Origin of the sequence: Leifsonia aquatica H1aii (genome assembly GCF_000633535.1) — a bacterium.
GTDB classification, from domain to species: Bacteria; Actinomycetota; Actinomycetes; order Actinomycetales; family Microbacteriaceae; genus Leifsonia; species Leifsonia aquatica_A.
On sequence record NZ_AYMR01000011.1, the window covers coordinates 223,309 to 235,779 of the forward strand.

Consider the following 12,471-nt stretch of genomic DNA (forward strand, 5'->3'; position numbering starts at 1 on the left):
TGCCGTACAGCACTGAGTCCCGCAAGGAAGTCCCGCGGGTCGCGCACGGCGTCACTGAACATCTCCGACTCGCCTACTGATGATCCGATCGACGGCTGGGATATCGCCCGCCCGCGCCGACCGTGACGGCCAGACTGAGCCTCTGTAACCACTGCGGCGCGCGCTGTTCTCTGCCGCACCCGTGCCGCGTGCGCCCTGCGCCCCGCGGCCAGATGATGAGGAACCACATGCACAAGATGAAGACCGGTCGTGCCGTCTCCATTCTCGCTGCCGCAGCTCTTGCCTGCGGGGCCGGCCTGATCGCCACCGTCCCGGCAACTGCCGCGGGCGAGCCGACGATCGCGGACGCCAACGCGAGCTACACCCTCGGCGACTGGGGCACGGGCCTCGCGCTCTCCGGCGCCGGCTTCGCCGCCGAGACCGAGGTCACGATCACGCTGACCGACGTCCACACCGACGCGACGTCGTCGACCGAGACCACGACGGTGACCACCGACGGGGAGGGCGCGTTCGCCGAGACCTGGCTCCCCGAGGAGACCGCCTCCACCGCGGGCGACCAGTACACGGTCGACGCGACCGACGGCACCGACGACTCGAACACGCTGACGCTGACCGTCCTCGCGACGGCCGGCATCACCGTGACCCCGTCGACGATCTCCACGGTCGACCTGGCCGACAAGGAGAAGGGCGTCGCCATCGTCGCGTCCGGCTTCGCCCCCGGTGAGACGGTCGACGTCGTCACCGTCTACGGTGACACCACCATCCGCTCGACCGAGACCGCCGACATCAACGGCACGGTCACCTGGCGCGAGTCCTGGTACGGCCAGCTGGAGGCGGGAACGGTCACCTACACGCTGACCGGTGCCACCAGCGGCCACGTCGAGACGGTCAGCCTCACCGTGACCGGCGAGACGATCATCACGGACGGCGGCGACTCCGACGACCCGACCCCGATCGTCACCGACACGGTCGCCACCGCGCTGCCGAAGGTCTCGGGCTGATCGACACCGCCACGCACGGCCGCGGGCCGTCCGACCGTCTCCACGGTCGGGCGGCCCGCGCCTCGTCCGCAGAGAAGAGCATCAGATGACCCGACGATCCTCACAGCGATCCCCCCGGCGCCCCGCCCTGCCCCTCGTCGTCCTCGCCGTCGCACTGCTCGCCGGCGGAGGGCTCTCCGGATGCGCCGGCGGCGGGACACCGACCGCGACGGGAACCCGCACCGCAGGCACAAGCACGCCGTCCTCGACCCCCGACGCCGGGATCACCCTCACGCCTGCGCAGGTCATCGTCCTCCGGCCCGCCGTCCACAACGCCGTCATCCCCGAGCTGCTCGCTGCTCCCGCCGAGATCGGCGACGCGACCACCTACGCCCTCACCGGCGAGGCACCGCTCTTCGGCGACGACCGCAGCACCCCTGTCGCGCGTCTGGCCGCCCGCGACTTCCTGCACGAAACCACGACCGTCGTCATCGTGCGCACCGACGGTGCCTGGGCGCTCGCCCTCACCCCGGCACGGAGGATCCTGCCCTCCACCGCCACCACGGAGCCCGCTCCGGCCCAGACCGCCGGATGGGTCCCGCTCTCCTATCTGAACGACCCCCGCCCGGTGGAGAACCGGATCGAGATCTCCACCTCGGAGCAGCGGCTCTCGATCCTCGACCGGTCCGGTGCCGTCACCGCGACCTTCCCGGTCGGCGTCGGCACACCGGACACCCCGACCCCCACCGGGGTGACCGGCTATCTGCAGGCCCGGTACCTCGACCCCGACCAGGGCCAGTCCACGCACCGGATCCAGCTCACCTCGCTGCACGCCACCGCGAGCGACGAGCCCTACGAGGGCGATGACGGCGGCCTGATCGGCATCCACTACCAGCCGGTCTCCAGCGGGGCCATCTCGCACGGATGCGTGCGCATGGACGCCGCCGGGATCGACGCCGTGGACGCCCTCCCCCTCGGCACGCTGGTGACGATCGTCGGCTGAGCGCGGCGGCAGCGACGTCGGCGAGAGCGATGTCTCGGCCGGACGGTCAGTCCGGCGACGCCACGGCGAGCCGGAACCGCTCCGGTGCCCGCTCTCCGTGCAGGGTCAGCCGCGCGAGCACATCGCCCAGGGCCGGGCCGAACTTGAACCCGTGACCGGAGAAGCCGGTGGCCACCGTCACCGCTCCCACCCGGTCGAGCACGAAATCGGAGTCCGGCGTCGTGTCGTAGAGGCAGCTGATCGCCTCGGGTCGCGACGCATCGACGCCGGGGACCCATTCGGCGACGTAGCGCTGCAGCCGCTCCAGGCGCGTCGGATCGATCGTCCGGTCGCGGGCGTCGGGGTCGACCACCGGGCCACCGCCGTGGACTCCGACCTTGACCCCCTCGCCCGGGGTGAGCAGCCCGTAGACGCTCGGGACCTCAGGATCCGTGGGGTGGTGCACGAAGCTCGGCCAGAGTGCCTCGTCGTCCGCCGGTCCGGGACGCAGCGGGAAGTGGGCCGGCTGCTCCTCGGTGACCCGCACCTCGGGGAGCTCGGCTCCGTGGCGGGAGAGCCACGGGCGCGCGAGCACCGGGGTCCAGGAGCCGGCGGCGACCACCAATCGGGCGGCGCGGTGCTCGCCGTCGTCGGTCGTCACCACGACGCCGTCGCCGTCGGAGTCGAGGGAGAGGACCCGCGTGCCGAAGCGCAGCTCGGCGCCGGCCGCCGCCGCGGAGTCCAGCAGGGCCTCGATGGCGTCGTGGGCGTGCAGCCTCCCGCCGCCCGGACTGAAGAGCACATCGTCCTCGAACGCCAGCCCGGGCCAGCGCTCGGCCGCTTCAGCCCCGCGCAGCCGCTCGGAGGGCAGCCCCTCCGCCGTCATGGCCGCAGCGATCGCGTCCAGCGCGCGAGGGTCGCCGTGATCCAGCGCACCGGTCCGGTCGAACACCGTACGCCCGCACTGCTTCTCGAGTCGCTGCCAGCCGGCGGCGGCCCGCACGGAGAGCTGCACGTAGTCGGCCGCGTCGTACCCGTGCCGGAAGATCCGGCTTGCTCCGTGGGAGGAGCCGCGGTCGTGCCCGCGCTCGAACGCCTCCAGCAGCAGCACACGGGACCCGGCTTCGGCCAGGGAACGGGCGGCAGCGGCGCCGACGACGCCCGCGCCGATGACGATGGTGTCGACGGTCATGGCTGCCACGTTAGCGCCCGCTGCTCACGGGAGGATGTGTGCGTTACGTCGCGCGCGGGAGGGTGCGCGCGGTCAGCGGCGCACGACGCGCACCGCCACCGCGACCAGCAGGATCAGCCCCGCTGCGGCGAAGGCCGACACCGCGACCGGCGCGGACGGCAGGGAGCCCTCCAACCGTGCCACGCCGACCCAGGCGAGTCCCCAGGAGGTGGCCGCCGCGGGCGCCAGGCGCCCCCGGTCCCAGACGGCGAGCGCGCATCCCAGCACGGCGACGACCGCGACGACGACGAGCCCCCAGGCGTGCGGACTCCAGCCGAAGCCGTCGAAGCCGGAGGCGGTCAGCCCGGCCGCGATGTTCGCGACCGTCGCCACCATGACCCAGCCGAGGTACAGGCCGACGGTGCCGTCGAAGAGGATCGTGTCGGCCATGGTGCCGCCCGCGCGGTCGCGCAGGCGCACGAACGCGACGACGAGGACGGCGAGCAGCACGGCGATCACCGCCACGCTCAGCGCCAGCAGACCGGCTTGCACCGACAGGATCCAGGCGGCATTGAGCAGCAGCGAGGCGACCATCCAATAGCCCAGGCGCCGTTGCCGCTCGCGCCCCGCCTGCGAGGGGAGGGCCTGCCAGATCGCGTAGAGCACGAGGCCGGCGTAGATCACCGTCCAGATGGCGAAGGCCGGCCCGGCCGGGGCGAGCAGGGTCGCGTCCGCGCCGAGGGCTCCTCCGGCGACGCGCGGGATGGGGGTGCCCCCGAGCAGTCCCGAGCCCACGACCGCGCCGATCAGGGCGACGACGGCCGCGGCGATCACAGTGCTCTGCCGCACCCGGTCGGCGGCGACGGGCCGCGCGATCGTCCGCGCAGGCCCTCCGGTCAGCGTGCTCATGCGCGACACGGTAGACCGCCGACGCCGCCCGGAGAAGGCGAACCGAGCGGTACACCCGGTGGCGCGTGCGGCGGTTGTCAAGGTAGCCTTGACACGATGACGAGATCACGGGATGCGGTTCGCGCCCTCGCCGAGGCGGCGACGGCTCTGGCCGACGCCGCGGCGGGGACGAACGACCGCGCACGATCACTCGAGCTGGTCGCCGGCGCCGTCGACGCGGGTCGGAGGGCCGAGGCGGCTCTGGCCGCCCTGGTCGACGCCGCCCGCGAGGTCGGCGCGACCTGGCAGGACATCGGGCGCACGCTCGGCACGAGCCGGCAGGCGGCCTTCCAGCGCTTCGGACATCCCGTCGACCCACGGACAGGAGAACCCATGGATGCGACCCCTCTGACCGGCGCCGGGGAGCTGGCGGCCGAGATCTTCGGCGAGCTGGCATCGGCCCGCTTCGACGCCGTCACGGCCCGATTCGATGAACGGATGGCAGACGCTCTCGACGCCCACGGTCTCGGCGACGTCTGGGCGCAGGTGGCCGGCGCTGTCGGAGCCTTCGAGAGCGCGGGCGAGCCGACGGCGCGCCGGCTGGGCGAGCTGACGGTCGTCGATGTGCCGCTGCACTTCGAGGCGGGCGACATGGTCGGCCGCGTGTCCCTGCATGCCGACCGGAGGGTGGGCGGACTGTTCGTGCTCGACCCTGCTCAGCAGCAGACGGAGCCGGGAGGCGCGGAATGAGCGCCGAGGGCTCCGCCGGCGGCACTCTGCCCGGGGCGACCGCGGGAGACCCTGCGACGTCCGCAGAGCCGCTCGCCGCGAGCGCGGCCTCCCGGCCCGACGGGTCCGGTCGACCGGACCGGCCCGCGCGCGTGCCGTGGCCGGCGGTCGGCGCCTACCTCGTGGTGGCGTTCGGTCTGGCCTGGCTGGTCGCGCTGCCGCTCTGGCTTGACGGCGGACTGAGCAACCCGTTCGCCCCGGTGATCCTCATCGCGATGATGTTCACCCCGACGGCGGGAGCCCTCGTCGCCGTCTTCCTCGTCCAGCGGCCCCGGCCCCGCTCGGTGCCCGAGTACCTCGGGATGTGGCCCCTGCGCCCCGTCTGGCGGCTGATCGGCCTCACGCTGGCTGGGATCTTCGGCTCCATCGCGATCTCGGTCGCCGCGGTGTTCCTCGCTGCCGCGACCGGGGCGGTGCGACTGGACCTGAGCGGTTTCTCCGGCTTCGCGGAGATCGTCCAGCGCGAGCTCACCGCGGCCGGCGTGCAGGGCGGTCTGCCGTTGCCGGTCGGCGTACTCGTGGCGGTGCAACTGCTCACCATCCCGTTCGCCGCACTGCTCAACGGTTTCGCGACGGTCGGCGAGGAGCTCGGCTGGCGCGGCTGGCTGCTGCCGAGCCTTCGCCCGCTGGGCACCTGGCCCGCGCTGCTGATCAGCGGGGCGATCTGGGGGCTCTGGCACAGCCCGCTCATCCTGCTGGGCTACAACTTCGGCGAGCCGAACCTGCTCGGGGTGCTGCTGATGACGCTGGGCTGCACGGCCTACGGGGTCCTCATCGGCTGGCTGCGGCTGCGTTCCGGCTCCGTCTGGCCCGCGGTGTTCGCGCATGGGGCGTTCAACGCGTCCGCGGGCATCGGGGTGCTGCTCCTTGCCGCGGGCTCGCCGGCGTCCCCCTTCGCCCTCCTGCCCCTCGGCTGGACCGGGTGGATCGTCTGCACGGTCATCGCGGTCGTGCTGGTGCTCTGCGGCCAGTTCCGCCGCCAGCCGACCCTGGTCAGGAGGAGGCCGCTGCCCGAACGATGACGACGGTGGAGCCGCGTTCGTCGTCCTGCTCGATCGTGACGGCGAACCCGGTCGCGGCGAACAGCGCGGCGCTCACCGGGGCCTGCCCGTCGCTGGCCTCGATGAGGAGCACGCCTCCAGGGGCGAGCCAGGCGCCGGCCTCGGCGGCGATCCGCCGGTGCACGTCGAGTCCGTCGCCGCCGCCGTCCAGGGCGACCGCGGGCTCGTGGTCGCGCGCCTCGGGCGGCAGGTGCGCGATCTCGCTCGTCGGAACATAGGGGGCGTTGACCGCGATCACGTCGAACCGGCGCCGCAACGCCCGCGGCAGCGGGGAGAAGAGGTCCCCCTCGACGACGTGTCCGGCCGGCTCCAGGTTCGCGCGAGCGCAGCGTACCGCCGCCGGCTCCACGTCCGCGGCGAACAGCCGGACGTCGGGCACGCGGCGCAGCACCACGGCTCCGATCGCCCCGACGCCGCAGCAGAGGTCGAGCACGGTCGCGCCCGGCCGCGCCGCCGCCTCCTGCGCCGCCCGCTCGGCCAGGAGCTCGGTGCGGTGCCGCGGGACGAACACCCCGGGCGCGACGTGCAGCCGCAGCCCGGCGAACTCCACCCAGCCGAGCAGCGGCTCCAGCGGAGCACCGGCGACGCGCAGGGCCACCAGCCGCTCGAGCTCCGCGGCGTCGCCGGCGGCCGCCGCGCGCAGCAGCAGCGCCTCGTCCTCCGCGAAGACGCACCCGGCCGCACGCAGGCGCGTGACCAGCTCGGGGTCGGGCGGGGAGACGGGATCGATCACCCGGTCATGCTAGTCGCCGCGCCGCGGGCCCAGCCGACCGGCCGACCCGCCGACCCGCCGTCCGACCTCCGGGCTCAGTACGGCGTCGCCGCCAGCAGGCGAGCGAGGTGTGCGGCGTTCTTGGCCGCGACCGCGTTCGTTCCGGCGGTCGCCTCAGGGGTCTCCTCGAGGTCCTTGTAGTCGACGGTCTGCATCGCCTCGCCGTTCCAGTAGGTCGCGCCCTGCGAGGGGATGCTGAAGCCGACGTCGTTGAGCCCCTGGAAGAGGTCCGCGATGATGGCGTGCGCGCCGTCCTCGTTGCCCACCACGCCGGCGATCGCGACCTTGCCCTCCACGAGCGGCCGGCCGTCGGCATCCGTCTGCGACAGCTCCGCATCGAGCCGTTCGAGCACGCGCTGGGCGATCGACGAGAGATGCCCCATCCAGGTCGGCGTCACCAGCACGAGGATGTCGGAGGCGATCACCTGCTCGCGGATCTGCGGCCACTGGTCCCCGTCGCCCTCGTCGAGTCCGACGCCGGGACGGATGTCGTAGTCCGCCAACCGCACGGCCGTCCCGGTCACCTGGTGGGTGGCGAGCTCGTCGAGCAGTTGGGTGGCCAGGAGCTGGCTGCTGGATTCGCCGGGCGACGGCGTCAGGGTGCAGACGAGGGCCAGAGCGGAGAGCGGGCGGGTGCGATCGGTCATGTCGAGCAGGAAACTCCCGCCGTCTCGTGGACGCAACCGGTTGACAGTGGTGGTTCACTGGACGAAAGGCGCGGATCCCGAACCGCACTGGTGAAACATCCATCCCCGCGTACTATCGGGCGGGACAGTGAGGAACGGACAGCGAGCGGGAGAGGGCATGCAGGTGTTCCACGTCTACATCGACGATCTCCGCTTCACCTTCGTCGACCGTGCGCCGGTCGACGAGCTCAAGGAGCGGGTCGTCCAGGCGAGCAGAAGCGACGGCGATTTCGTCGCCATCACCCAGTCGAGCCGCCCGCCGAGCGAGGTGTTCGTCACCTGTCAGACGCGGGTCAGGATCGAGACCGCGACCATCCCGCGCGAGTCCGCCCCCGATCACGCGAGCGGCGACGACGAGGACGACGCCTTCTGGTTCGACTTCGACTCGCTCTCCTGATGTCGATCGTCAGCTGAGCGGCGAGCGACGGAGGATGCTGCCGGCATGACGACGTCGCTCTGGCACGAGACCTCCCCGCCGATCCCGACGGATCCGTTCGAGGGGGACGGCCGCTTTGACACGATCGTGGTGGGCGCCGGATTGACCGGGCTGGCGACGGCACTGATGCTGGCTCGTGCGGGAGGCCACGTCGCCGTGCTCGAGGCACGTACGGTCGGCGCGGTCACGACGGGAGCCGCCCTCGGCACGGTGAGCCTGCTGCAGGGGACGACCCTCGCGGGCATCCGACGGCGGACCTCCGACCGGGTGCTCTGCGCCTACGTCGACGGCAACGCGGCCGGCCAGGGGTGGCTTCTCGACACTCTGGAGGCGCAGGGCGTGCCCTATCAATTGCGCGACGCCGTCAGCTACGCCACGACGCCCGGCGGACGCGAGCGGCTCGACGCCGAGCTCGCCGCATCGCGTGTCGCCGGGCTCGACGCCACGCGGCAGGACCGCAACGACGAGCTGCCCTTCGCGGTCGAGGGTGCGCTGAGCCTGGCCGCGCAGGCCCAGGTGCACCCGCTGCGGGTGCTCGCGGCCCTCGCCGCGGAGCTCCGGCGGCTCGGCGGACGGGTGTTCGAGGGCGAGCGGGTGACCCGGGTGTCCGCCTCCACGCCCGCCGTCGTCACGAGCACCTCGGGTCGCACACAGGCCGATCAGATCGTGATCGCGACCGGCACGCCCGTGCTCGATCGCGGACTCTACTTCGCCAAGACCGCCGCCGAACGCTCCTACGTCGCCGCGTTCCGGGTGCCGGGCGCGATCCCGCGCAGCATGCACCTCTCTGCGGAGTCGCCGGCGCGGTCGTTGCGCCAGGCCGAGGACGCGGGCGGCGAGCTGCTGCTCGTGGGCGGCGACGGACACCCGGCCGGCCGCTTCGACTCCCCCGCGGGGCACCTCGCCGCACTCACCGCTTGGACCGAGGAACGCTTCCCCGGTGCCGAGCGCACACGCTGGTGGTCGGCTCAGGACTACCGCTCGGCCAACCACGTGCCCTTCGTCGGCTGGCTCCCCCGCGGTCGCGGCCGGCTCTTCCTCGCGACCGGATACGCGGGATGGGGGATGACGAACGCGGTGGCCGCGGCGCTGAGCCTCACCGCCGACCTGACCGGGGAGCCGCTGGAGTGGGCCCGCGTGCTCCATCACCGGGTCACCCGGCCGGGCGACCTTGCCGAGGGCGCGACATTCACGGCGGCCGTCGGAGTCTCCGCGGCGACCGGCTGGATGGCCGCGGAGGCGGCCCCCGAGGTCGGGGGTGCCGCCGTCCCCGCCGAGGGAGCCGGCACGGTCCTGCGGCGAGGGACGACGCCCGTCGCCGTCTCGACCGTGGACGGGGTCACCTGCGCCGTCGGAGCGGTCTGCCCCCACCTCGGCGGTGTGGTGCGCTGGAACGACGCCGAGCTCTCCTGGGACTGCCCGTTGCACGGGTCGCGCTTCGCTCCGGACGGCGCCGTGCTCGAAGGGCCGGCCGTCCATCCACTCCCGCCCGGCCCGTCCCCGCTGGGCCGCGCCGACGGTCCCCCGGACGCGGAGTCCCCCGCCGAGGGCTATTCAGATCGGTCCGTCCCGCAGTAGGGTCACGGCATGACGAATCCGAACGACGAGAACACACCGCAGGGGCCCGGCGGTGGCCCCGCCGGGTCGGACGCCGTGCCGCTGGTCCCGCCCGTCCCACCGACTCCGGCGGGAACCGATGTCCCCGCCGCTGCGCCACTGCCTCCGACCGCTCCCCCGGTGCCGCCGACGGTCGCACCGCCTGCGCCCGCCGCGATGGGCGGCGATCTGCCACCGGCACCGCCCGCCTTCCCGGCCTACGCCTCGACTCCGACAGCGCCGGTCGCCGCCCCGAGCGCCCCTCCGAGTACGGTCAACACGGCGTTCTGGCTGTTCCTGGCCTCGGCGCTCGTGAGCGTGATCAGCGGGATCGTCACGATCGTCGCGATCGGGAGCACACGCCAGCAGGTCATCGACCAGTTGAAGAGCGCCAACGCCGACCTCCGCGGCCTCAGCGTGGACCAGGTCGCCGACGCGACCGTGGCCGCCGTCGTCACCGTCTCGATCATCACCCTGATCTTCTGGGCGATCACGTTCGTGCTCTTCGCGTTCTTCGCGCGTCGCGGCGCGAACTGGGCGCGGATCGTCCTCACCGTCCTCACCGTCCTCTCGCTGATCAACGTGCTGTCGAGCTTCGGTGTCGGAGCGGTCCAGGTCGTCCTGTCGGTCATCGCGGTGGTGCTGCTCTGGCTCCGCCCGTCCTCGGACTACTTCGCCGCCGTCAAGGCAGCCAAGGCACCGCGGGCCTGACCCGCGACGCTCGAAGGGCCGCGGCCTCCGCCGCGGCCCTTCGCCGTTCCGTGGGACGGGTCGTCACGCGTCCCGCGCGTCGCGCAGGTCCCGCTCCGCCGCGCGCAGTGCCCGGCCGGCTTCCGTGATCCGCGACCGCAGGTCGCGCTCGGCGGCCCGGGACTCGGCGAGCTCCTCCGTCGTGCGCTCCAGCCGACGGTGCAGAGTGTCGCGCTCCGCTTCGAGGTCGGCGCGCCGGTCGACCTCGGTGTCCAGTTCGTCATCGAGCGTCTCCGTCGCCGCACGCGCCCGCTCGACGGCCTTCTCGGCCGTGCGGATGCGGCGCTGACGCTCGCGCCGGTCGGCGGCGCTCTCCCGTTCCGGGGAGTCCGCTCGACCTCCCTCGGCACCGTCGGCGTGCACGGCGCGCCCGCCCGTGGAGTCCGCCCCTTCCGATCGGCGCGGCCGTGCGGTCACCGGGGCGGCCGGGTCGACGGGCAGGGCGACCACCTCGCTGACGTCCACCTCGTCGACACCGGTGGACTCGAGCGCCCGCAACAGCATCCCGCTACGCACTGCGGAAGCTGCCGACGGGTCGACCACCGCGGCCTGCAGCGTCTCCTCCACCTCGCGTCCGATCGCGGCGCTCACCCCGAGTCCGCTGGTCGCCTCCTGGAGCAGGCGCTGCCGGTCGCGGGTCAGCTCGCGGATCGTCGCCCGATCGCGCTCGGCGAAGGCCGCGCGCATCCGGTCACCGATCTCGAGGATCGCCTCGACCGCGCCGGGGTCCTCGCGCACCAGCGCGTTGACCACGGCCGCCGACGCCGTCGGCTTGCGCAGCCCGCGGATCCCCTTCGCAAGGTCACGGTCCGCGCCCGCTGCCGCGGCAGCTGCCGCCCGGCGCTCCACGAACTCGGCGGGCGCGACGCCGTAGAGCTCGTCGGCGACCTCCCGCAGATCCATGTCGCGAGCATACGCGCGCCGGTCAGTGGTCGCGCAGCTCCCGGATCAGCGCTGCCTTGTTCTTCTTCGAGTACCCGGTGAGGCCCAGCTCCTTCGCGCGCTTCCTCAACTCGGGCACCGTCCAGTCGTCGTAGGAGCCGGCCTCGCCTCCGGCACGGCCGACCGCCGAGCGCCCCCGTGCGGCCGCGGCGTTGGAGATCCGCGCCGCCTTCTCCTTCGAGTCGCCCTCGTCACGGAGCTTCTCGTACAGCTCCTCGTCCTTCAGCTGGGGCTGACGTCCCGGCATGGTGCCCTCCTCCCGTGCAGGCATCCCTCGACGGATGCGTCGTGCACGGTACTCCTGCGACGGACCGTCGTCAGGGTGCGGGGTGCACCGCGGCCCGCACCTGCTGCAGCAGCGCGGCGGCGACCGTGTCGAAGGGCTCCAGCCGCTGGGTCGCCCGGCTGAGGATCACGCCGCCTTCGGCCGCGGCCAGCAGCAGCGTCGCGGTGCGGTCCGCGTCCTCCGCCCCGAGGCCGCCGCGGGAGAGGAGCCCGGCCAGATGCCCCCGCCAGAGCGTGAACGCGGCGGCGGCGCGCTCACGCAGGGCGGCGGTGTCGGCGTCCACGGTCACCGCGACGAGGGCGCAGCCGGCCTCGAAGCCGGAGCGGGTCAGGAGCAGCCGCCAGGTGTCGAGGAAGAGCTCGGCGACACGATCGGCGGGTTCGCCGGCGCGCTGGTCGAGCAGGGTCACGGCGTTCTCCGCCGACCGGTCGACCGCCGCCGCGATGAGTTCGTCCTTGCCGCCGGGGAAGTGGTGATAGATCGATCCCCGCGGGGCGCCGGTCACCTCCAGCACCTCGGAGAAGGAGGTGCCGGCGAGCCCGCGGGTCGCGAGCAGCCGGATGGCGCCGTCGACCATCCGCGAGCGGACGTCTGCGGTCATGGGCGTGCTCCGATCCGACGGGAGGCCTTGACTATGACGCTCGTCATAATCTACCGTCTATGCAGACCATCATAGTTTCGAAGGAGCGGCTCCCATGCCCATGATCGACGTCTACGCCCCCACCACCCTCTTCCCGGCCGACGCCGACGAACGACTCGTCGACGAGCTCACCCATGCCGTCCTCCGGGCGGAGGGTGTCGCCCAGCCCGGCGCCTTCCACCTCGACAACACGGCGGCCTTCATCCACCGCCTCCCGACGACCGCGCTGGGCACGGCCGCGACGCCGTCAGCGCCGATCGTCCGTGTGCAGATCGTGACGCCTCCCGGATCCCTCGACCGCGAGGGCCAGCGCACCATCACGCGGGAGGCGACCGACATCGTCCGCGCCGCCGCCGGCTCCGACGTGCGCACCTGGGTCATCCTCACCGAGGCCGCCGAGGGCGGCTGGGGCATCCAGGGCACCGCCTTCGGCGTCGAGGAGTTCACCGCCCTCGCTCGCGCCGCGGCCACGGCCGGCTGACCCCCTGATGC

At 73.3% G+C, this 12,471-nt stretch carries 15 protein-coding genes; 8 read left to right on the forward strand and 7 right to left on the reverse strand.

What is annotated here, in order from left to right; genetic code table 11:
- Nucleotides 1-227: 227 nt before the first annotated feature.
- Entirely contained in the window at nucleotides 228-1,001 is a 774-nt protein-coding gene (locus tag U870_RS0113395) for a hypothetical protein (RefSeq protein WP_025157896.1), read from the forward strand.
- 85 nt (nucleotides 1,002-1,086) lie between these two features.
- On the forward strand, nucleotides 1,087-1,983 hold the full coding sequence (locus U870_RS0113400; RefSeq protein WP_025157897.1) for a L,D-transpeptidase: 897 nt from the start codon (nucleotides 1,087-1,089) through the stop codon (nucleotides 1,981-1,983).
- A 46-nt stretch (nucleotides 1,984-2,029) separates the two neighbouring features.
- On the opposite strand, the gene U870_RS0113405 is transcribed toward U870_RS0113400, so the two are convergent.
- Nucleotides 2,030-3,154 carry an FAD-dependent oxidoreductase gene (locus tag U870_RS0113405; protein ID WP_025157898.1) on the reverse strand — a complete coding sequence of 375 codons (1,125 nt, stop codon included), beginning with the start codon at nucleotides 3,152-3,154 and terminating at the stop codon, nucleotides 2,030-2,032.
- Nucleotides 3,155-3,226: 72 nt separating this feature from the next.
- Nucleotides 3,227-4,042: a tryptophan-rich sensory protein gene (locus U870_RS0113410; RefSeq protein ID WP_025157899.1), complete on the reverse strand. Its 816-nt coding sequence runs from the start codon at nucleotides 4,040-4,042 to the stop codon at nucleotides 3,227-3,229.
- Nucleotides 4,043-4,138: 96 nt separating this feature from the next.
- Here U870_RS0113410 and U870_RS0113415 point away from each other — a divergent pair, with 96 nt between their 5' ends.
- Entirely contained in the window at nucleotides 4,139-4,771 is a 633-nt protein-coding gene (locus U870_RS0113415; RefSeq protein ID WP_025157900.1) for a DUF3887 domain-containing protein, read from the forward strand.
- Nucleotides 4,768-5,832, forward strand: coding sequence for a CPBP family intramembrane glutamic endopeptidase (locus U870_RS0113420; protein WP_025157901.1), 1,065 nt, complete (start codon nucleotides 4,768-4,770; stop codon nucleotides 5,830-5,832). Before U870_RS0113415 ends, U870_RS0113420 begins: the two co-directional genes overlap by 4 nt.
- On the opposite strand, the gene U870_RS0113425 is transcribed toward U870_RS0113420, so the two are convergent.
- Together U870_RS0113425 and U870_RS0113430 are read right to left on the reverse strand one after the other, a co-directional pair.
- On the reverse strand, nucleotides 5,804-6,601 hold the full coding sequence (locus U870_RS0113425; RefSeq protein ID WP_029947596.1) for a putative protein N(5)-glutamine methyltransferase: 798 nt from the start codon (nucleotides 6,599-6,601) through the stop codon (nucleotides 5,804-5,806). The two genes, U870_RS0113420 and U870_RS0113425, sit on opposite strands and share 29 nt — an antisense overlap.
- A 77-nt stretch (nucleotides 6,602-6,678) precedes the next feature.
- The gene (locus tag U870_RS0113430) at nucleotides 6,679-7,290 is read right to left on the reverse strand and encodes a flavodoxin family protein (protein WP_025157903.1); all 612 of its coding nucleotides are present in this window, start codon (nucleotides 7,288-7,290) and stop codon (nucleotides 6,679-6,681) included.
- A 157-nt stretch (nucleotides 7,291-7,447) separates the two neighbouring features.
- Between U870_RS0113430 and U870_RS0113435 the strand changes: the two genes are divergently transcribed.
- From U870_RS0113435 to U870_RS24880, 3 genes are read left to right on the forward strand one after another with little or no spacing between them, the layout of a single operon-like run.
- A complete protein-coding gene (locus tag U870_RS0113435; RefSeq protein ID WP_025157904.1) occupies nucleotides 7,448-7,726 on the forward strand; it encodes a hypothetical protein in 279 nt (92 codons plus the stop codon).
- Between the two features lie 45 nt (nucleotides 7,727-7,771).
- Nucleotides 7,772-9,343, forward strand: coding sequence for an FAD-dependent oxidoreductase (locus U870_RS0113440; RefSeq protein ID WP_025157905.1), 1,572 nt, complete (start codon nucleotides 7,772-7,774; stop codon nucleotides 9,341-9,343).
- Nucleotides 9,344-9,352: 9 nt separating this feature from the next.
- Nucleotides 9,353-10,072: a hypothetical protein gene (locus tag U870_RS24880; protein WP_240183701.1), complete on the forward strand. Its 720-nt coding sequence runs from the start codon at nucleotides 9,353-9,355 to the stop codon at nucleotides 10,070-10,072.
- 63 nt (nucleotides 10,073-10,135) lie between these two features.
- Here the strand turns inward: U870_RS24880 and U870_RS0113450 are convergent, their stop codons facing one another.
- The 3 genes from U870_RS0113450 to U870_RS0113460 all read right to left on the reverse strand — a co-directional run bounded on the left by U870_RS0113450 (nucleotide 10,136) and on the right by U870_RS0113460 (nucleotide 11,940).
- Entirely contained in the window at nucleotides 10,136-11,014 is an 879-nt protein-coding gene (locus tag U870_RS0113450) for a hypothetical protein (protein WP_025157907.1), read from the reverse strand.
- Between the two features lie 22 nt (nucleotides 11,015-11,036).
- Nucleotides 11,037-11,300 carry a Rho termination factor N-terminal domain-containing protein gene (locus U870_RS0113455; RefSeq protein WP_025157908.1) on the reverse strand — a complete coding sequence of 88 codons (264 nt, stop codon included), beginning with the start codon at nucleotides 11,298-11,300 and terminating at the stop codon, nucleotides 11,037-11,039.
- 70 nt (nucleotides 11,301-11,370) lie between these two features.
- A complete protein-coding gene (locus tag U870_RS0113460; RefSeq protein ID WP_025157909.1) occupies nucleotides 11,371-11,940 on the reverse strand; it encodes a TetR/AcrR family transcriptional regulator in 570 nt (189 codons plus the stop codon).
- A gap of 94 nt (nucleotides 11,941-12,034) precedes the next feature.
- Here U870_RS0113460 and U870_RS0113465 point away from each other — a divergent pair, with 94 nt between their 5' ends.
- Nucleotides 12,035-12,460 (forward strand): tautomerase family protein, encoded by a 426-nt coding sequence (locus tag U870_RS0113465; RefSeq protein WP_025157910.1) that lies wholly within the window; start codon nucleotides 12,035-12,037, stop codon nucleotides 12,458-12,460.
- Nucleotides 12,461-12,471: the final 11 nt, after the last annotated feature.

Bases quoted from the DNA above. Each gene is read 5' to 3' on its own strand.
- U870_RS0113395 (WP_025157896.1), top strand. From the start codon at position 228: ATGCACAAGATGAAGACCGGTCGTGCCGTCTCCATTCTCGCTGCCGCA.
- U870_RS0113400 (WP_025157897.1), top strand. From the start codon at position 1,087: ATGACCCGACGATCCTCACAGCGATCCCCCCGGCGCCCCGCCCTGCCC.
- U870_RS0113405 (WP_025157898.1), bottom strand. From the start codon at position 3,154: ATGACCGTCGACACCATCGTCATCGGCGCGGGCGTCGTCGGCGCCGCT.
- U870_RS0113410 (WP_025157899.1), bottom strand. From the start codon at position 4,042: ATGAGCACGCTGACCGGAGGGCCTGCGCGGACGATCGCGCGGCCCGTC.
- U870_RS0113415 (WP_025157900.1), top strand. From the start codon at position 4,139: ATGACGAGATCACGGGATGCGGTTCGCGCCCTCGCCGAGGCGGCGACG.
- U870_RS0113420 (WP_025157901.1), top strand. From the start codon at position 4,768: ATGAGCGCCGAGGGCTCCGCCGGCGGCACTCTGCCCGGGGCGACCGCG.
- U870_RS0113430 (WP_025157903.1), bottom strand. From the start codon at position 7,290: ATGACCGATCGCACCCGCCCGCTCTCCGCTCTGGCCCTCGTCTGCACC.
- U870_RS0113435 (WP_025157904.1), top strand. From the start codon at position 7,448: ATGCAGGTGTTCCACGTCTACATCGACGATCTCCGCTTCACCTTCGTC.
- U870_RS0113440 (WP_025157905.1), top strand. From the start codon at position 7,772: ATGACGACGTCGCTCTGGCACGAGACCTCCCCGCCGATCCCGACGGAT.
- U870_RS24880 (WP_240183701.1), top strand. From the start codon at position 9,353: ATGACGAATCCGAACGACGAGAACACACCGCAGGGGCCCGGCGGTGGC.
- U870_RS0113450 (WP_025157907.1), bottom strand. From the start codon at position 11,014: ATGGATCTGCGGGAGGTCGCCGACGAGCTCTACGGCGTCGCGCCCGCC.
- U870_RS0113455 (WP_025157908.1), bottom strand. From the start codon at position 11,300: ATGCCGGGACGTCAGCCCCAGCTGAAGGACGAGGAGCTGTACGAGAAG.
- U870_RS0113460 (WP_025157909.1), bottom strand. From the start codon at position 11,940: ATGACCGCAGACGTCCGCTCGCGGATGGTCGACGGCGCCATCCGGCTG.
- U870_RS0113465 (WP_025157910.1), top strand. From the start codon at position 12,035: ATGCCCATGATCGACGTCTACGCCCCCACCACCCTCTTCCCGGCCGAC.